17 protein-coding genes are annotated in these 20317 nt (G+C 29.3%); 11 read left to right on the top strand and 6 right to left on the bottom strand.

The annotated features are described in order from the left end of the window. Positions 1–74: 74 nt before the first annotated feature. Both BSD9I1_RS06510 and BSD9I1_RS06505 read left to right on the top strand, forming a co-directional pair. Complete coding sequence (locus BSD9I1_RS06510; RefSeq protein WP_207653885.1) at positions 75–2747, top strand: MrcB family domain-containing protein; 2673 nt, start codon at positions 75–77, stop codon at positions 2745–2747. Then, positions 2722–5151 carry a DUF2357 domain-containing protein gene (locus tag BSD9I1_RS06505; protein ID WP_186429654.1) on the top strand — a complete coding sequence of 810 codons (2430 nt, stop codon included), beginning with the start codon at positions 2722–2724 and terminating at the stop codon, positions 5149–5151. The genes BSD9I1_RS06510 and BSD9I1_RS06505 overlap by 26 nt, the downstream gene beginning before the upstream one ends. 120 nt (positions 5152–5271) lie before the next feature. Here BSD9I1_RS06505 and BSD9I1_RS06500 read toward each other — a convergent pair whose 3' ends face one another. Next, positions 5272–5880, bottom strand: coding sequence for a metal-dependent hydrolase (locus tag BSD9I1_RS06500; protein WP_186429653.1), 609 nt, complete (start codon positions 5878–5880; stop codon positions 5272–5274). 179 nt (positions 5881–6059) lie between these two features. Here BSD9I1_RS06500 and BSD9I1_RS06495 point away from each other — a divergent pair, with 179 nt between their 5' ends. The 5 genes from BSD9I1_RS06495 to BSD9I1_RS06475 all read left to right on the top strand — a co-directional run bounded on the left by BSD9I1_RS06495 (position 6060) and on the right by BSD9I1_RS06475 (position 12232). After that, on the top strand, positions 6060–6677 hold the full coding sequence (locus BSD9I1_RS06495) for a hypothetical protein (protein WP_186429652.1): 618 nt from the start codon (positions 6060–6062) through the stop codon (positions 6675–6677). A 241-nt stretch (positions 6678–6918) separates the two neighbouring features. Then, on the top strand, positions 6919–8667 hold the full coding sequence (locus tag BSD9I1_RS06490) for a restriction endonuclease (protein ID WP_242966431.1): 1749 nt from the start codon (positions 6919–6921) through the stop codon (positions 8665–8667). A 301-nt stretch (positions 8668–8968) separates the two neighbouring features. Then, entirely contained in the window at positions 8969–10144 is a 1176-nt protein-coding gene (locus tag BSD9I1_RS06485) for a nuclease-related domain-containing protein (RefSeq protein ID WP_186429651.1), read from the top strand. Positions 10145–11095: 951 nt separating this feature from the next. After that, positions 11096–11665, top strand: a complete 570-nt coding sequence (locus tag BSD9I1_RS06480) for a restriction endonuclease (protein WP_186429650.1) — start codon at positions 11096–11098, stop codon at positions 11663–11665. Between the two features lie 12 nt (positions 11666–11677). Next, the gene (locus BSD9I1_RS06475) at positions 11678–12232 is read left to right on the top strand and encodes a restriction endonuclease (protein ID WP_186429649.1); all 555 of its coding nucleotides are present in this window, start codon (positions 11678–11680) and stop codon (positions 12230–12232) included. A gap of 370 nt (positions 12233–12602) precedes the next feature. Here BSD9I1_RS06475 and BSD9I1_RS06470 read toward each other — a convergent pair whose 3' ends face one another. From BSD9I1_RS06470 to BSD9I1_RS06450, 5 genes are all read right to left on the bottom strand, one after another. After that, on the bottom strand, positions 12603–12818 hold the full coding sequence (locus BSD9I1_RS06470) for a DUF2922 domain-containing protein (RefSeq protein WP_035311170.1): 216 nt from the start codon (positions 12816–12818) through the stop codon (positions 12603–12605). Positions 12819–12837: 19 nt separating this feature from the next. Beyond that, positions 12838–13056 carry a DUF1659 domain-containing protein gene (locus BSD9I1_RS06465; RefSeq protein WP_186429648.1) on the bottom strand — a complete coding sequence of 73 codons (219 nt, stop codon included), beginning with the start codon at positions 13054–13056 and terminating at the stop codon, positions 12838–12840. Between the two features lie 131 nt (positions 13057–13187). After that, a complete protein-coding gene (locus BSD9I1_RS06460) occupies positions 13188–13742 on the bottom strand; it encodes a sigma-70 family RNA polymerase sigma factor (protein WP_186429647.1) in 555 nt (184 codons plus the stop codon). A gap of 22 nt (positions 13743–13764) precedes the next feature. Next, positions 13765–14424 carry a hypothetical protein gene (locus BSD9I1_RS06455; RefSeq protein ID WP_186429646.1) on the bottom strand — a complete coding sequence of 220 codons (660 nt, stop codon included), beginning with the start codon at positions 14422–14424 and terminating at the stop codon, positions 13765–13767. A gap of 444 nt (positions 14425–14868) precedes the next feature. Further along, positions 14869–15066: a hypothetical protein gene (locus BSD9I1_RS06450; protein ID WP_186429645.1), complete on the bottom strand. Its 198-nt coding sequence runs from the start codon at positions 15064–15066 to the stop codon at positions 14869–14871. A gap of 252 nt (positions 15067–15318) precedes the next feature. Between BSD9I1_RS06450 and BSD9I1_RS06445 the strand changes: the two genes are divergently transcribed. The 4 genes from BSD9I1_RS06445 to BSD9I1_RS06430 all read left to right on the top strand — a co-directional run bounded on the left by BSD9I1_RS06445 (position 15319) and on the right by BSD9I1_RS06430 (position 20289). Then, positions 15319–16215 (top strand): DnaD domain-containing protein, encoded by an 897-nt coding sequence (locus tag BSD9I1_RS06445; protein ID WP_186429644.1) that lies wholly within the window; start codon positions 15319–15321, stop codon positions 16213–16215. Positions 16216–16226: 11 nt separating this feature from the next. After that, positions 16227–17516: a replicative DNA helicase gene (dnaB, locus tag BSD9I1_RS06440; protein ID WP_186429643.1), complete on the top strand. Its 1290-nt coding sequence runs from the start codon at positions 16227–16229 to the stop codon at positions 17514–17516. Between the two features lie 422 nt (positions 17517–17938). Next, positions 17939–18859 (top strand): LysR family transcriptional regulator, encoded by a 921-nt coding sequence (locus BSD9I1_RS06435; protein WP_186429642.1) that lies wholly within the window; start codon positions 17939–17941, stop codon positions 18857–18859. Between the two features lie 239 nt (positions 18860–19098). Beyond that, entirely contained in the window at positions 19099–20289 is a 1191-nt protein-coding gene (locus tag BSD9I1_RS06430; protein ID WP_186429641.1) for an amidohydrolase, read from the top strand. Positions 20290–20317 lie beyond the last annotated feature (28 nt).

Here is a 20317-nt window from a genome sequence, read left to right as displayed (position 1 = left end):
TATAAAATAAAACTATAAGCAGTATGAATATTTATATAACAAATGAAATTAATATTATAAAAGCGGGTGAAAGTATGGCGGGAAGTGCTGGAGGATGGATAGAGGTTAATGAGGAAGATATTCTGGGTAAAAAGTTGGTAGATAGATCAATATTTATTAATGGAACAACAATACCTAAAAATTTAGTTGATAATTTTTCAAAACAATTAAAAAAGCATAACTTGGGAAAAGGTGAAGAAGAAGAAGTTGCTATTTTAATTGATGGAAAGAAATTTAGATCAATTTTAAGATATGTTAATACAAAGGATAGAGACGATATTTATCAGATAAATTTCAGAAAAGAAATTAAGGATTATTTAAAAGAAAAATTACATAAAAGCTATAAATATATTTTTGACTACAACGAAGATCCAAAAATCAAGAGACCAGAAGAATATATTGGATTTTATAAAACCAATGAGTCAAATACATTTAGAGTTGAATTAACAAGTGATGATTATTATGAATTTGAAGATGAAAAGTTAAGTATAAGGGAAAGGTTTCTTAACTATATAGGAGATAAAAACTCCCTTGGCTCTAATTATCAAAAATCATATAAATTAGTTTTGCTGATAGAACTTTTAAATAATGTAAATAGTGAGGGAAAGGGCAATTGTAAAAAAATTTATGAAGATATAACAAATTATTATATAGAAAGACATAGGTCAGGATTACCTGCTGAAAGCAGTGATAGTAAAATTGCTCAAAATATTAATAACTTATCTTTAAGTATAGTAAAATCTGTGATAAATGAAAACGCCTATAAGGTTGTTAAAAATCAAGGATATATTTATACGGCACAAATTAATCGTAAAGAGTATTTATGTTTTAATGATGAACTATGGAGGGCTCTAAGTATACAAGATTTAATGAATTTAAATTCAATATTAAATACTAAGTTGGAGCTTTACTATAAAGAGAGGGTAAAGGGAATGGAGGACAACAAGCTTAAAAATCTTTTTCAATATGTTATCGATAATTATGTAAATGCCAGAAGTGGACAGGAATTTAAAGAACATCAATTGGGAGAAACAGTTAGAAAACATATACCAACCTATTTAAAGAACTTAGATTTTATTAATAGTAATACATATGAAATAAAGGGATCCATTGGCCAGGGAAATTGGGCAAAAGTTCCATGGGTTGCCATAATGAATAAATCTATTACAAACACAACTCAAAAGGGAGTATACGTTGTTTATTTATTTTCAGAAGAAATGGATAAGTTATATCTTACTTTAAACCAAGGTGTAACGGAATATGAGAATAAATTTAAAAAATTAGCTAATAAAAAACTACAAGAAAATGCAGAGAGTATAAGAAAAAAATTAAGCTTGAATGAGTATGAATTTAAAAAACCAATATCTTTAGGAGAAGGAGGCTTAGGAAAGTCTTATGAGGCAGGAGCTATTGCAACTATAGAATATAATCCTAAAGATCTACCAAATGATAATGTTTTAAAAGAAGACTTATTAAAAATGTTAGATTACTATGAGAAATACGCAAACACTGATCAAATCAGTGATCAAGAAAACGATAGCGAGGAAGTAGAAAAATTGAATATTAAAGATGCTATTGAACACATACACAACTATATATTATCTCAAGGTTATACTTATGATATTGATTTAATTAAAAATTATTATTTATCTCTTAAGACAAAGCCCTTTGTATTATTATCAGGTATTTCAGGTACAGGTAAAAGTAAATTAGTTCAGCTATTTGCAGAGGCGATAGGTTCAAACTCAGAAAATGAAAGATTTACTATAATTCCAGTTAGACCAGATTGGTCAGATCCTTCTGATCTTTTAGGGTATAAGAATATAGAAGGAAAGTTTCTTCCTGGGCCGTTAACAACTGTTATTAGTAGAGCTGTTAATGATCTAGAGCATCCTTATTTTGTTTGTTTAGATGAAATGAATTTAGCAAGAGTAGAGTATTATTTTAGTGATATCTTATCATTGATGGAGACTAGGCATAAAAAGGATGGAAAGATAGTTACTGAAAAGATTTTTAAAGAAGAAGTTTTTGGAGAAGATGAAAAAGCTATGAAAGATTATGGTGATCTTTACATGCCACAAAATCTTTATTTTGTAGGTACTGTAAATATGGATGAAACTACTTTCCCATTTAGTAAAAAGGTTCTTGATAGAGCTAATACTATTGAGTTTAATGAAGTAGATTTAAATATAGATTTTGCGTACTATGATTCTTCTGTTCAAGAAATTAAAGAGCTAAATATGCAAAATAGTGATATTTCATCTAAATACTTAAAAGTAGTGGATTGCTTAAGCAAAAGAGAAAAAATAGAAGAAATCATCCCTGTATTAAATAAAATAAATGAGGAGTTAAAAGAAATTAATCAACATTTTGCATTTAGGGTTCGTGATGAGGTTATCTTTTATATTTTATATGCAATGGAAGAGGAATTAATGAACATTTATGATGCTTTAGATCATGCTATAAGACAAAAGATATTACCAAGAGTTCAAGGAAGTAATATTAGTGTAAAGAGCGTATTAATTAATTTGTATAAGTTATTTAGTGAAGACTTTTCTAGTGATTTAGATGTCTATGACAATAGTGTTTCAGAAAAGATATTTAGCCACATAAAAGAAAATAAGGTTAAATATCCCCTCAGCTCAAAAAAGGTTGCTAAAATGATTAGGAGGTTCGATCTAGATGGATTCACAACCTTCTGGGAATAGAAAAGTTGAATTACTTACAGTGGATACACAAAAGCTATCTCTTACCATAAAGGGGAAGTATGAAGATCCACCTAAAGTTTATGTAGAAGAGATATTTGATGATGGTGTCATTGTAAATTGTGTTGCACAAGATGAAATAATAGATGTACATTCATATAGCAAATCTCCTCTTTTTTATGAGTATGAAAATTATGAAATAGTTATAGAAAGTAAGGGAGATTATAATATAGAATTTTTTCATGAAAATAAATTAATAAGAGAAAGTGTATCTTATCTCACAAAAAGTAAAAGAATTTTATCTGGTGTTATAAACTTTTATAGTGATATTGGACTTTCAGATATAATAATAAAGGTTAATGGTAAGGAATATGTAATATTAAGAATTGAAGTCTTTCCTAAAAAGCTTGATTATAAGAAGGATTATTATGAGATACTTTTAGATGTAAATGAAGAGGTTCATAATCTAGCCTTTGAATTTTTGAAGAGAACTTATTTAAATGTTGGATACACAAGTAAAGAAGGAAATAGTCTTGCGGAATATTATAGCATTTTAAAAACTATATTTAATAAATTAACAACTTCTATAAATATAATAATTAGTAAGCCTCATCATCTATTACAAAAGGAAGCGGATATAGTTCCTTATCACAAGATAAAAAAGGTAACAAATGAAACTATAAAGTGGTTGAGTAAAAATAGTAGTAATTTAGCAAGGATCAATGATAGAGTAGTTCCTATAAAAGCTCTTCAAGTTAAAAAGAGTGTAACCTTAGATACTCATGAAAATAGATTTTTAAAATATTTAATACTATCCATAATATCAAAACTTAAGGAGATAAAAAGAAAGTATTATAAATTAGATAGGAAAAAGGATAATGCTTTAATAGGCAACTTTGATAATATGATAGGTATATTAAATGGATATATAAACAATTCATTTTTAAAACAAATGGGGGAATACAAACCTAAACAAAGTTTATCTCTTGTGCTCCAAATGGGAGCTGGATATAAGGATGCTTATAAATGTTATTTAATCCTGAAAAAGGGGCTGACCTTATATGGAGATGTATTTAAGCTTTCCATGAAGGATTTAGCTTTATTATATGAATATTGGTGTTTTATAAAAATCAACAATATACTTAGAAAAAAATACAAAATGATAAAAAATGATATGATAAAAATAAGTACCAATGGAATATTTGTGACTTTAGAAAAGGGAAAGCGATCTGAAGTAATCTATAGGAATCCTAAAAATGGAGAAGAATTTATCATAGCATATAATAAATCAATGGGATCACAAACGGTTTCTCAAAGGCCAGATAATATCTTTAGCATAGAAAAGGAAGGAAATAGTAAAGTCAGATATAACTATATTTTTGATGCTAAATATAGATTGAACTATGCTAAAGAAGGAACTTCTTATAAAAAGGCATATGGTAAACCAGGCCCAGAAGAAAGTGACATCAATACAATGCATAGATATAGAGATGCTATTATATTTAATAATAAAAATGATAATGAATATGAAAGAGATATATTTGGAGCTTTTGTATTGTTCCCATATAAGAATGAGAAAGAATATAGAGAACATGATTTTTATAAAAGTATAGATACTGTAAATATTGGAGGTATCCCATTGCTTCCATCTTCTTCAACAATTTTAGAAGAGTTTTTAGATGAATTAATTGAGGAGTCTTCTTACTCATCCTATGAGAGAAGCCCTAATCAGAGGGGTAAGGAATATTACCTTAAGGATAGCTATTTTAATAATAGAACTGTGTTTGTAGGAGCTTTAAGAAACAAAGATCAATTAGAAGTAAATCTCAAAAACAAGTTTTATCATACTGCACTATCTAATGTTAATCTTCAAAAACACAGCATAAAGACTATAGCAATTGCACAATCAAAGACATTGTTTAAAGAAGATGCTGGCATTAGATACTATGGCATAGTTAAAGATATAAAAATTGTTCCAAGAAAAGAAATAAAAGAACTCCCTAAAAACTCAGATGAGCTATATGTAAGATTTGAAGTTGATCAGTGGAAGGAATTAAAGATTCCTCTGAAGGTAGAAGGATATCAGGTAAGAAAAATCTTATATACAACAGATTACTTACTACACAATTCAGAGATAGTGACAGAGCTTTTAATAAAATCAAAAGATGAATTTAGAATATGGAAAGAGCTAAAGAGAATAAATGAAGAAATAAGTGGAATAACGGATTCACAAAATATTGGCGATAACACTAAGCTAAGTGGTTTTAAAGTGAAAGACGCGGATATCTATGTGGATAGTGATAAAATCATAGTAATTAATAAAGGGAATATTTGTGGAGAATATACCTTGGAGGAGTTTAGGAAGTATCCTGGGGCAGTGGTGAAGGATATTAGGGGGAAATGCTAAGGAAGAAGTTTTTGCCTTAAGAATAAATGATGGCAAATTAATAATTTAAAGTACAAGTGGCGATAAAAGTTTTTTATCGCCATTTATATTTTAAACTATTAGATTATAAGTAAATTTAATTTAGATAAAGTTAAAGAAAAATGTATTTAAAATATTAATAAAATAGGACAATAAATAAGATAAATTATACTTATATATTACCATTAAAGTTAAAATGAAAAAGCTTGCAATAAAAAAAGGGAAGTCTTTAGTGGTGTGCATATTTATAATCTTTAGTCCATAGGAGGTTTTATCGAAAGGGAAAAAGAATTTTACTCCATTTCTAGTAAAACTATCAGCTACTAGATGAAAGCAATATCCTAATGCAAATGCTGATATAACAGTTTTATTCATAAAGTAAATTGGTATAGATGCTAATATTAATCCTAAAAAAGAATGAGCTATATTTCTATGACCACTACTATAGAAAGTTATAATAGTTATAAAAAATATAGAAAGACCTAGTATAAAACTTTTACTAAAAGTAAGCAGATCTAAATAGTAGCATAGTGTAAAAATAACAGCTAGTATTGGAAAAATGAATTTGTTAGCAATGTATTGGTGGTCTATATCCACAATAATGGAACCCATGGTTGAAAATAGTATACATGGAATAAGACTTGTTAAAGGTGGGTGGATTATTAGTACTACTGCCGAAGCACCAATAGCACTATGTGTTTGAATATACAAATATAATTACCTCAAGAAATTGATTCACTATATATTTATTATTTTTTATAATTCAATATAACTGAAATATATATAAATTACATTATGGGTGGTTTTAGAATAATATATTTTATTGTAATTCATATATCCAAAATTATTTTAATAATTATAGTATGTAATTAATTTTTTTGGAGCATGAATTGCAAGTAAGACTATATGAATTTTTTAAGGCTTATAATAATGATCTAGTCAAAGGTAAAAACATATATTATGCTAGAGGTATTTCTGAGGCTAATGGAATTATCAAAGAAAGTTTTATGAGAGGTAGTAGAGAACCCGTAGATGAGTACATTTATAATACAAGTACGCAGATAGATATAAGAGGAAGTAGTTGGAGAAGTATTCCATTAAACTTTTTGCAAAATTTTTTACAGATATACTCAACAAACTATAATAGTGGCTTTAGTGACTTAAATTATCTTGAAACTAGAATTAGTATTGAAAGATCAATGTTAAATACCACACGTAGAGTTAATGGACTTCAAGTATTGATAGAATGCTTAATAGATGTAAATGATAATAAATTAATTATTCTAGCTTTTGGCAAGAATTACAACTTAGATCTAGAAGCAAGTATAATAAAAGGTCTGTTAACAGAATTTAATACTGAAGATAATATTACAACACACGAAATTGAACAGTTTACCTATTGGGAGCTAACTAAAGGACATGAAGAAACAATCAATTTTAATCAAGTAAATCCTATATCTAGAAATAGTTTAATTGAGGTGGCAAACAGATTAGTAAATAATAAGTAATTTCTTCAATAAATTATAAACACAAATAAGCATCAGCTAAAATTAAAGCTGGTGCTTATTTTCAGTTGAATATAACAAGTATACATAACAAATGATACATCTTTTAGTATATAAATTTAATATTGTAACATAATACTAAATAGTACCAAATTGTGTTATATATGACAATATATCAGGGCGTTAATTTGCACGTATAGAAAGCTTATTTTTTTATTTGACAAAATATAAGGAGATGCATGAAGTGAGAGACAAAAAAGTTATTGCTGAGAATTTAATAAAGTATGGGCACGTTGAAAAAGTGTGGAATGCTAATCGCACTAAGATATTGAAATTTCAACAAGAAATTTGGCATGATGGATTGAAAGATCACAAAGTAATTACGGCTCCGGAAATAGATATACTTAAAAATAAAGTTAGAATACAAGTTGATAAGTGGAGAGAAAAATGGAATGTAGTACTAGAGAAAAAACGGATAGAAGAAATAAAAAATACTAAAACAGAAGAAGCTATTAAAAGAACAAAAGAAGTAGAAGAAAAATTATCAGAAATAGAAGATATACTATTTAGTACTTTAAAAGTTAGCCATGTCATGGAATGGGAACAGCTTAAGATTAAGGGTGAGTTTACTGAAACTTATCCAGTAAAACCAAGTGAACCTGATTATGATATAATACCGGTTGCTCCAGATAAATATGGTATAGAATTTCAGCCAAAATTAAATATTTTTACGGGTATGTTTAGATTTTTGGAGAAGAAAGCAATAGCTGAAGCAGAGCAGATTTATAAAGAGGCTTATAATAAGTGGCAAATAATCTATGATGAGAAAACTCAATTTAATAATAAATTAAAGGCAGATTATCAAAAAAGTATGGGTGATTTTACTGCTAAAGTTGATGAGTGGAACAAGAAAAAAGAGGAGTATGTGGCAAAACAAAATGAAGTCAATTCAAAAATTGATAGGTTAAAATTACATTACTTATCTTATGATATTTCTGCAATTCTTGAATATTGTGAAATGGTATTAAATAAATCGGTGCTTCCTGATATTTTTCAAAAGGATTTTCAATTGGATTATAATCCGGATACAAAGATTTTAATTATTGAGTATATGCTGCCAAGTATTGAAAGTTTTCCGCGTTTAAAAGAAGTTAAGTATATATCTTCAAAAGACGAAATGAAAGAAAGTTATCATAATGATTCCTACATAGAAAGACTCTTTGATACTACTGTTTATAGATTAATTTTAAGAGTATTACATGAAGAATTTGAGGTAGATGTAATAAATGCAATAGATGCAATTCAATTTAATGGTTGGATTAACTATTTAAATAAGGCAACAGGAAATCGAGAAGATGTGTGTATTGTAAGTATCCAAGTAAAAAAAGAGGATTTTAAAGTTATAGATTTAAAAAATGTAGACCCTAAATCTTGTTTTAAAAATCTTAAAGGTATAGGTAGTTCTAAGCTTGCAGGTATTATACCTATTAAGCCCATCTTAACATTAGATAAGAATGATAAACGCTTTGTTGAATCATATGATGTTGCTCATTTAATAGATGACTCAACAAATTTAGCTGCAATCCCGTGGGAAGATTTTGAGCATCTTATCAGACAGTTATTTGAAGATGAATTTTCTGTTAATGGTGGTGAAGTAAAGGTTACTCAAGCAAGTCGCGATGGAGGTGTGGATGCAGTTGCCTTTGACCCTGATCCTATTAGAGGTGGAAAAATTGTAATTCAAGCAAAACGATATACAAACACAGTTGGTGTATCTGCTGTTCGAGATCTATATGGAACATTAATGAATGAAGGTGCAACAAAAGGTATTTTAGTAACTACTGCAGATTATGGACCTGATGCGTATGAGTTTGCTAACAATAAACCTATTACTCTGCTTAATGGTGGAAATTTATTATACTTACTTGAGAAACATGGACATAAGGCAAAAATAGACTTAAAAGAAGCAAAAATTTTAAATGCAAATACTTAATAAAGTTAATTTTTAAGTGAATTTATGAAAGCCAATGCTTGCTCAAGCACTGGCTTAAACTTTTCACATAATAATATTAACAATAATCAATATTTACATATTTTAATGTGTTTCCAATTTTATTTCATGGGGTCAGACCCCATGGCGAGAGGCTTGCCTCGAGCTTGCTATTTAAAGCCTTTGGAGTACAGCAGAAAAATATTAGGAGCAGCGGAGTCATTAATATGCTACTGGCAATATACATAATTTACTAGTTTATAAGACATACTAATTTTGTATAAAAACAGAAGGAGTGTGGCTTATGTTTAAAAAAATAAATCCAGTATTTTATCTTATTTTAGCAATGGTTATTTTAAGATATTTTAAATTATCAATTATTATAGCTCTTATATATATGATATATTGGAGGTATAAAAAATATGGCATTGACAAGGAATTGTCAAAAGGGATGCGTATATTTGTTTCTGGTATAGAAGGAGAGCATGATGTAAATGATATTCTAAAGCAAGTTAGATTAGAAAATGTATTATTATATGATACTAACTTAAGCTATGATAATTGCGAAAGTCAGATTGATCATATTTTGATAACCAAAAAAGGCGTTTTTAATATAGAAACGAAGAATTATGCAGGAATTATAAGCATAGATGGTAATGATATATGGAAACAAATAAGTAATACAGGTCAAAAAAATATAAAAAGTTTTGCACGTCAAGTATTACAACATAGACACACTTTAGAAAAAATTTTAAATAATAAATATAAAATTAATGATTTAATAGTTATTGCTAATAAAGATACTCAGATTATAGGTCCAGAATATTCAAAGGTTCCAATAGTGAAAATTGATAGACTTAATGAATATATAGAAAATTTTCAGGGGTATTATGATGATTATAACTTAAATGAAATAAGTGAAATTATCAAACAATATCGGATATCATTTTTAAAGAAAGTTTTGAAAAAGCTTAGATATATTATTATAAATAACAGACAAGTAGCTTATTTCATAATTTCAAGCATCATAATATTTTTCTGGATTATTTCATCAATCCCTAATAGCCTAATTGAGGATAATAAAAGTAAAGATGTGTCTAATAATGTCATTAGCGTATCTAATATAAACAAAAGCATGAACTTAAATGATTTAAATACTAAAGTTGATATTATAAAGCTATCAAGATATGAGAACAAAATTGTAATTAATCTAGATATTACAAATAATGATACAAAAGAGCCTATAGATTTGTACTTTTTTAAGTTTTTTGTTTCAGATAATAACAATCAATGTTATGAACTTGATTGTTATGTAGATGATAATTTTACGATGTATGGTGAAATAATACCTTCAGAGAAAAAGCAATTAACATTACAATTACATAATGTTAATGACATTAATGTTAATAAATTAATAATTAAGTATGACGATATTTTAAGTAATAAATTTGAAAAAGAGATTAAAATTGCCGGTATGTAATAAATACCAATTATTAATTTATATCAAATATTGAATAATATATTAAAAAGTTTATATTCAGAAATACTAATAAAGTAGATAGTTACTTAGGGTAAATTCTGAAGTAACTATTTATTTTTTATATAAAGAAGCTTAATCTCTGCTCTCGGTCGCAAAGCTATCTGGCTCATCTTGTAAAATTTTATAAATTTGGAAGTTGTCCTAAAGATTAAATACTTATCATCAATTTTTTAATAATGCAAGGAAAGCAGCAGATTTCTCTATTTAGGAGTGATTACAAACTCATATACAATTTAGATGTATTTATATAATGGCCACAAGTTCTCAGAAGAGAGCTTGTAGTCTTGCGTAGGTTTTATAGTAACCAGTGGAATAGGTTTTGCCTTTCACAACCATCCAAATTTTCTATCAAAGTATGCTTTTTTTCTAAAATAAATTATCTTTGTGTTATCTTCAGCTATATCTAAATTAAATTTAGATAGCCTTTTCTTTAAGCCACTATAAAAGGACTTTGCTTCATGTTCATACTCAAAACAGCACACAAAGTCATCTTACAAGGCCAATAATATGTTACATCCTTCCCTCTACAGAAATTACTCTGCTTCATTAGTACTATGATGTAATCCGACTACTTATCCGCCTTCTGGTTTCTTTATTTATTCATACATCATACTTATCTCTGAGTATAAGAACAGATGAGTTTTCCGAAGTTGACGTAATATAACGATATCTAACGTGTCATGGACTCCAGGTAAACTGATACAATATTGCCAATAACAATTATATATTTAAAGGAAAAAATATAAGTCCATTAAGTTATAAACAAAAGTTTAATTTTTGTAAAGAAAACTTAACGTGAATATTGAACTATAACTTAAGCATTTTTATTTATTTGAGAAGGAGAGTATATATTTTCCAGTAGGTGCAATAATAAAAATGGAGGTGGTTTAGTTGAAACAATTTATTATAATAGCGTTAATATTTGTCGCTTTAAAAATTTATAGTAAACTTCTTAGGATTCTTAATGAAAAACTAAATAGTTTTCATAAAAAAGAATGGTTTAAGTATGCTTTCCTTTCAAGAAAACATTTAGTACAGCTATCTATAGGGGATTTTGAGGATTGGTGTAGTGATTTTTTAGTCAGATTGGGTTATGCAGGTGTTACTATTACACATACATGGGATGATAACAAATTTAAAACAATCACATGTGAGAATAAAGGAAATAAAGTTTATGTTTGGTGTAAGTTAACAGATGAGATAAAAGAGATAGAAGATGATTATGCTATATTAGGTAGGCCGGAACTCCAACAATTTATTGGAACTATGGAGCACGACAATATTACTGAAGGTATAGTTATTACAACCGGAGATTTTAATAACGGAGCATTAGAGTATTTAGAAAAGCTGCCAGATAGGTTATCAGTTACTTGGTATGATGGAGTATCTTTGACTAAGGCTCATAGAAAGCTAAGAGAGCAAGAAGTATCTTTGATACTACAACAAGAAAATAGTATATAAGGGGGGAACTGTATGAGAACTTGGGATGAAATAAAATTAATTATTGTAATATCTGTTATAGGATATGCAATATTTTTAATCATAGAGACCATTAAATATAGTAGATTAAGAAGATTATTTACCTTAGATATTAATAGGCTAAAACATGGTATTGTTCGAGTAAATGATTTACATGATAATCTTACACCTAATGAATTTGAACATTGGTGTGGAGAATTCTTAGAAAAGGAAGGCTTTTTAGATGTATTTGTAACTGCTAAAGGACCTGACGGTGGAAAAGATATTATTTGTAGAAAGGGCAATGATAAGTGTTATGTAGAATGTAAAAGATATGCCTATAGTGACAATGCAAAGTTTAAAGTAGATGACAATATAGTCAGAAAGCTTATAGGTGCTATGGTTGGTGATAATATAACTAATGGTATTATAATAACAAGCGGTGTATTTACTGATGAAGCTATAAATTATATAATAACTTTACCTTCAAGATATAAATTTGATTTTTATGATGGTAAGGATTTAGTTGAAGAGTATGAAGTTTTAAGGACTTTAAAACTATGTAGATAAAGTATTCCTTAGAGAAATCTAAGGGATATTTTAGTACAAAAAAATTTTTACAAACCAATTAAGTGTTATCAATGGTTTATAGATTTACTTGCCGAATTGAAGTTGTTTTTAGCAAGTGTGTCCAGCAAAGCATGTTCACATAAAAGTACTTGGTTCCACCCTCAAAATGTCACAATTTTAGAAGATGTCCATAAATAAAAGAGGTAGCCCCTGGTGCAAAATCCCAAGGGACTATCTCTTTTTTTTTATAAGGCTGGATTATAAATTTAAATACAGTTTAGGAGATATTTATATAATGGCAGCACCCCCCAGTGAATGGACTTACTGCCTTGCATAGATTAAAAAGGGTCACTATTTTACTTCAGGATAATTATAATGTTATTTCAGTTTTTTCTCTGTCTACTACATAAGCACCGCTTTTACTAGCGAGATCTCCGTCTTTTGTTTCAAAGACATTTTGGGCAATTATAGTGTCCATAAGGGTATTAGCTTCAGCAGCAGTTACTGCATCTTTTATATTGTTTACTGTGATGCTGGTCTTCTTTCCTCCAACATTCACAAAGGATAAAACTAAACTCTTAGCCATAAATCATTCCTCCTTTTTATTAGCCTAAAACACTGTCTTCTTGTTTCTTAGTATATAAAACTGGATTTTTAAGTACTGGAGATATTGCCTGTGCAACAGCATTTAAAGCATCATCAGTAGCAGTAGTTTTAATTTTGGAGAATCTTTGACTTCCAATGACATCCTTGCCCTCGTCATCAGTTCCCACTACATATTCAAGAATTAAAGACTTTTTAACCATATCAGCTGTAACAGCCATACTATCAACTCCTTTCAATTGCATGATTTATAGAAATCTGTGATTTCGTTATAAATCAGTACATCTCAATTCGTTTGAGATGTTTCACTATTTAATATGCAGAAAGAAGAAAAGTGAGAAAAAATTAAATATTATTTTAAATCTTCTCTAAGCATTTGCAGCACCTTGTGCATTTTATATCTTCCCTGATGATAAGTAATTCCTTTTAGCTCTGTATATTCTTTTAGGCTTTTCTTATCAAAATACACCCATTTTATTAAGTCCTTTTCTTCTTTATTTAGGAGTTTTAAGGTTTCTTTTAACCTTTTTATATCTTCCTTTTTTACATAGTCCTCCTCTAAGTTAAATTTATCTTCTATGCTGTCAGCTAGAGTTAATCCACCACCAGTTTCAAAATCCATACTGTATTCTCCGTTATGCCGAGCTTCTTGTCTTATAAGATAATAAAAGTTTCTTTTGATTGAAGCTAGAGCATAATAATTGAAATTTTTATTTAACGGCTTGTACATCTTTATGGCTTTCATAAGACTTACATAACCTATTTGAATTAAATCATCTATATCATACCCCTTTACATATATACAGTGGGCCTGCTTTACAATGTAGGGCTTAAAATATATAAATAAATCTTCTAAAGATTTTTTATCTCCTCCTTGGGCTTTAAGAGCTGATTCTTCTAAATCCATATATAAATCTCCTTATATCTAGTTATTTATTTTTTATATAAGAAAATACTTCAGGAATTAACTTAGCTTCTTCTGGATGACTTTCCTTCCATAAAAGCATTCTATAGGAGATATGTTCTCTAAATCTGGTTATTCTTTTTTTAGAGGTTTCCTCATCAATTTTTTCAACAGCTGCATAAAATTTTGTTGAAATATCTCCATAATGCAAAATAAAATTTAGTACATCCTTATCAGTACTCGTAAGTTTATTCATTACAGAAGTTGGAATGGGGTTGTAGGATATATAGTCCCATAGAGATTTTGTGTAATGAGCCATTTGAGCTATTTTATCCATATATATTTCCTGTGCATAGGAGCTCTGAAGAGGTTTATATATACGTTTGCATAATCTTAAATATAGTGCTCTTTTTTTATTTTTTATAAAGTTATTAACAGCTGTCTTTGAATAGCACAATATTTCTACAAAGCTTTTAGGTTCGGTTTTATTTAATAAACCATAAACTTTTAAATATATATCAAGTTTTAAATCCTCTTTATCATAATAAGTAAATAAATCTTTATTATATTCTCTATTAACTTTAGCATTAACAAACTCAATCATTTGTTTAGTGTAATCTAAATACTCATCTTCTTCTAACACTACTAATTCTTTTACAATTGATTCAATTTCACCATAATTCATAATTAACACCCCTCAGCTATAATTTTACAAATTAAAATAAAATTCTCATATATAACTATATAAGACACTTCGGCTTTAAAAAAAGGGACAGAATTATAAAAAAAGAATAAAAAAAATTAAAAAGAAGTTTTTTTAGGTTTTTTGTCCCATTTTTTCTAAGTTAAGTGTCATATATATACAAATAGAAACAATTGAAATGGATAAGAGCTGTGATAAGTACTAGGGAGAATATAAAATGTGCAAAGAAAAGTCATTAAATAAATTCATGGAGAAAAGCCTATAACAGTTTGTCTAAAATTAGAAAGTGAAGTGATGAATATCTTATATGTAGAATTTAATAAGAAGGTGTAGAGTATATACTAGCTTTAATTAATAGTACAAAATCCAGCTTATAGTAGATGCTAGGGCATAGGTATTAATACCTATGCCTAATTACCATTATGATTAGCCACCATCGTTTTCGTTTGTGTATTTATAGGTTCCATTTTTGTTAGTAGTTCTGTTTGTTTTTGCTTTCATTTCTTTATCGCCACAATCTAGTGCATCAGACATTATAGGAATTAAATTTTTGTCGCCCACAGCTAGTGGCTTACCTAGCATCGAATTTGTATCTGCGTTCCGGGAAAAATTATTAGTATCCATAATAAAACCCTCCTTATAAAAGGCTTCTTTTATAGTATGGAGAGTGTTGATCAAAGTATTAGTTGAAAGTTATTGATAAGTTACTAATTTTTGGGTGATGGTGTAAAAAATTATAATTTAAAACTTAGGATTAATTTAAAAAGAAAATTTATATAACAGATATTTTATTGAAAAATTTTAACTTTTTACAGCAATCTTTATATTTTTGCATATTAAATATATAGGTAGAAATTTTTTGGAGGTGGATTACTTATGGCACTATATAGACAATTACAATTATCATTTTGGGGAGATGCTTTTGTTATGGATTTGACACCAGAGGAGAAGTTTTTTTACGTTTACTTGCTTCAATGCACTAATACTAAACAATGTGGGATTTTTGAACTTCCTAAAAGAACTATTGAATATGAGACAGGCTATAATAGGGAAACTGTGAGCAAGCTACTAGAGAGATTTATCACCTATGGCAAAATAGAATACTCAGAGGAAACAAAAGAAATAATGATTTTAAACTGGATAAAATACAATTTTATAAACAGTCGAAACACAATAAAATGCATAAATAAAGAAATAAAAGAAATTAAACATAGAGAATTTGTGGATAAGCTCTATGAGCTATGTGAAAAATTAGGATATCCTATACATTTAATTTTTGATGGAGTAGAGGACTTTCAGGAAAAAATAAGGGGCTTGCAAGGGGCTTATAAGGACCTAGGGGAAGAAGAAATTAAAGAAGAAATTGAAGAAGTAGAAGAAAAAGAAGAAGCAGAAGAAATAATAGTGAGCTCTGCTGCTGATGTTTATGGGGATGAGGCTCATGAGGAAGAAAATACAGGTATCGGTGAAGTTGTACAGGTGTTTAATAACAATATTCACCCAATAACTCCTATAGAGTTTGAAAGTCTTAAGGGTTGGAGTGAGGACATGAGCTGTGATTCTATAATTTTGGCAGTTAAAGAGGCAGCCTATCATAATGCTCGAAGTATGAAATACATAGACTCTATTTTAAATAATTGGTATAGTCTTGGTCTTACAACGGCAAACAAAGTTTTAGCTTATCAAAGGGACTGGAAGGACAAAAATAAGGATAAGTGCAGTGAAATTAAGTTCCAAGGCGCTAATGCTGAAGCTTATGTATACGTAGAGTAGGGGTGACTTAGGTGGATATCAATAGGTTTTATAATCTAGAGGCAGAGGTGAACATTTTAGGTGCTATTCTTAAGGACAATGAAGCAATTTTAACTGTTATTGACCTTTTAGATAATGATGATTTTTACAATACCAGGCATAAGCTTATTTATGGCGCGGCGGTGAATTTATATGAGGGGGACATCCCTATAGACTTAGTTACTTTAAGTGATAAATTAGGTGAAAGCCTCCCAGAAGCAGGCGGAATAAGTTATTTAAGCGAAGTTTATACATCTTATCTGCCAGTATATAATGCAAAATATTATGGGGAAATAATTAAGGAAAAGTCCAATTTAAGAAGGATGATAAATCTCCTTGAATTTAAGAAAAAAGAACTTCAGGATAAAGATAAAAGCTGTGATGACATTGTGGATTCATTAGAAGATGCATTTTTAAAGCTGAGAACAAAAGATAATGTTCAGGATGGGAATACAGAAGAAGCATTAATGCAGGTTACTGAAATGCTTCAGCGAAGATATGAAAATGGAGGAGATATTCCAGGCATCAGCACAGGCTATAGAGTAATTGATAAAATGCTTGGAGGACTTAATAAAGAGGAGTTTATAATACTGGCTGCAAGACCATCCATGGGGAAAACAGCTATGGCACTAAACATTGCCTTAAACACAGCAATAAATGAAAATGCAAAGGTAGCATTCTTTAATTTAGAAATGGGAAAAAATCAAATTCTTGAAAGGGCATTATCTGCCTTAGGTGAAATAAACTGCAGCAGCATAAAAACTGGAGCCTTAAAGGATGAAGAATGGTCAAAAATTATGAAAGTATCTAATGATTTATCAAAGTCAAGTCTTTATATATACGATAAGGTGTTTACCCTTAGAAGTATCATAGCTGAATGCAAAAGATTAAAAATACAAAAGGGGTTAGATATTGTTATAATAGATTATTTGCAGCTCATAAACACTGAGGAAAGGTCAGAAAGCAGAAATTTAGATATATCTAAAATTTCAAGACAGTTAAAATTACTAGCTAAGGAGTTAGAAATTACAGTAATTGCTTTATCTCAGCTTTCAAGAGCACCAGAAGCAAGAGCAAACCATAGGCCAATGCTCTCTGATCTTAGGGAATCTGGAAGCCTTGAACAGGATGCTGATGTGGTTATGTTTTTGTATAGGGATGCCTATTATAATCCAGATGCAGAAAATAAGGATATCCTTGAAAATATAGTTGCTAAGAATAGAAATGGACAAGTTGGTATAGCAAGACTTAAGTGGAAACCAGAGTACCAAAAGGTTATTTAAAAGTGCCACCCACATGGCAAGTGGCAAGATTAAATAGAATAAATATATAAAGGGCAACTAGTATCTATTCAAGAGTTACTGCTTGCTCTCATTATAGCAATATTGTAATATAAGCTAATAAGTAACTAATTTTATAATTTGAAAAGATTAAAGAAACATTTATACATCGGGATAAGCACCTGGTGTTTTTTTATTGCATTTTGAAGGTAAATCCCCATTTTCGTAGAATAATAAAATTATGATATCTAATCATATATACAAACTTAGATATGAGGTAAGATACATGAATAATATAGCACAAACTGTTATTTCTAAAAGTGGAAACTTAGAGATAAATATCTTTATTAAGCAAGCATATCTTTATTAAACAAGCATATTTTGATTATACATAAAGCCAAAAAAGATTCATGGAGGTTATAAATATGATGTTGGACAAGTTATATTATTTTTCAGTTGTTGCCAGTGAACTTAATTTTACAAAAGCATCAGAAAAGTGTTATATTGCTCAAACAGTAATGAGTCGACATATTGCCAGCATAGAGAAAGAAATAGGATTTAAGCTGTTTTACAGAAACAACAGAAATGTGAAGTTAACTCCTGAGGGAGAGATTTTTTATAAAGGTGTATCACAAATACTTAAAGATTACGATGCAACAATAACAAAAGCAAAGAACCTTCATATGGAAGAAAACAGAAGGCTCAAAATTGGAATAGGTCAATATGAAAAGGCCCTTGTGGCAAAAATAGTGAAAGATTTTCACGCAATTTTTTCAGATTTTGAAATTACGGTAGAACAATACAGTTATAATGATCTTATGAATAATCTTAATAACGGAACTATAGATATTGCCTTTACTCTTCCTTTAAACTCCATGAATATTGATGAAAATGCTTTTGATGTTAAAACTGTTTTCCCAACGGAATATTTACTTATCATGAATAAGAATCATAGACTTGCTAAAATTGATAATATTACAATAGATGATGTGAATAAGGAAGCTTTTGTTACCATGAGTGAAAAAACTGGGCCTTATTCAGGTGAAGTCTTTAATAAGCTTTGCAATGAAATGGGAATTAAGCCAAGTAAATTAATACAGGCCAATAGCTTGACAACAAAGCTTTTAATGGTAGAAACAGGCATGGGCATTGCTACCATACCACGTTTTTTGAAGAATCAATTATCGCAAAATATTATCACTAAAGAACAAAGCTTATTATGTCCTAGTTCATTTATTGCTATAACTTTGCCCAATAATAAAAAAAATGGATTAAAGCTATTTTTAAATATGCTAGAAAACTCTGAGATTATGGAAAGTGATTTGATTGAAAATAAATCTGAATAGGGTAGTGTTTTTAAAATTATAAGGTATTCAATATCCACGCTTGAAAGGTGTGGTTATTTTTTTATTCACTCATAAAATATAATTACAATTTTGTAATTATTCAGAAAAATTTTTGCATTGTACTTTTTTAACATTTGACGATAAAATAAATGTAAAATATATGCAATTATAAAATAAGCATTTAATATTCTAAAAAGAAAGGAGTATTCTTAAGAAAGAAATTAGAAGGGGTTGAAATAATGGCAGAAAATATTGAATTACTTATTGATCGAGCGGTAAAGAATCATCATTCAAAGGCTATTGAACTAAGTGATGATTTAGCAGCTCATCCCGAGCTTTCTAATAAAGAATATGAATCCAGTAGAAAAATTGTAGAAATATTAAGTAAAGGAGGATATGAAGTTGAATACCCTTATTTAGGTTATGAAACAGCATTTCGAGGTAGTTTTGATAATGGAGATGGTCCATCTATAGCAATACTTGTGGAGTATGATGCACTTCCGGAAATTGGTCATGGTTGTGGACACAATGCACATGGCTCCATGTCAGTGTTAGCAGCATTGGCAATGGTGGAATTAAAGGATCAATTCAAAGGGAAAGTATATGTAATAGGAACACCTGGAGAAGAAGATGATGGTGCTAAAATAGGAATGGCTGAAAAGGGTGTATTTGATGAAATGTCTCTTGCAGTGATGATGCATAGCTGGAGCGGGAAAAGCTGTATCCCTAACATGGACGTGTTAAGTCTTAGAAATTATATTGTGGAATTTTACGGACAAACAGCACACGCCGTTGCAGGTCCATGGCAAGGAAGAAGCGCACTAGCCGCCGCCCGAAAGTTTCTTGACTTAATTGATGCGCGTCGAGAGTGCTTTACTCCAGACATTCATGTTAATGCGGTAATTTTAGATGGTGGAAAAGCTCCTAACATTATACCTAATTATGCTAAGATACAGTTAGAGTTTCGAACAGATTCCATAGCAAAACTAGAAAAAGTGAATGATATGATTATGAAATGCATGAATGGTGCTGCATTAGCATTAGACTGTGAAGTTACAAAAAAACATGGATTTGATGACTTTGCCGATATGGTACGAGTTGAAACCCTAGAGGATGAAATGACAGGAATTCTCAAAGCCTTAGGTAAAGAGGTTAGTCCGGTGCTAACACCAAACGGTTCATCTGATATGGGAAATGCAAGCTATCATTGTCCTTCTATTCAACCTTTATTTTCCATAACAGATTATAATTTTGCACTGCATACAAAAGAATTAGCAGATGCAACAACAAAACCTAAAGCTCATGAAGCTATAGCTGATGGTGCAGATGCAATTGTACAATTATGTCTAAAGGTTCTTAAGGATGATATTTTTAGAAAAGAAGTCTACGATTCATTTATTAAGCAGCGAGATATCAAACAAACTCCGTAGTAAAACTATGTAAACACTAAATTTGAAA

The organism is Clostridium sp. BSD9I1 (assembly GCF_900185645.1).
GTDB lineage: Bacteria > Bacillota > Clostridia > Clostridiales > Clostridiaceae > Clostridium_AK.
The sequence above is the reverse complement of the archived record's forward strand: the minus strand, read 5'-3'. Positions and strand labels throughout refer to the sequence as shown.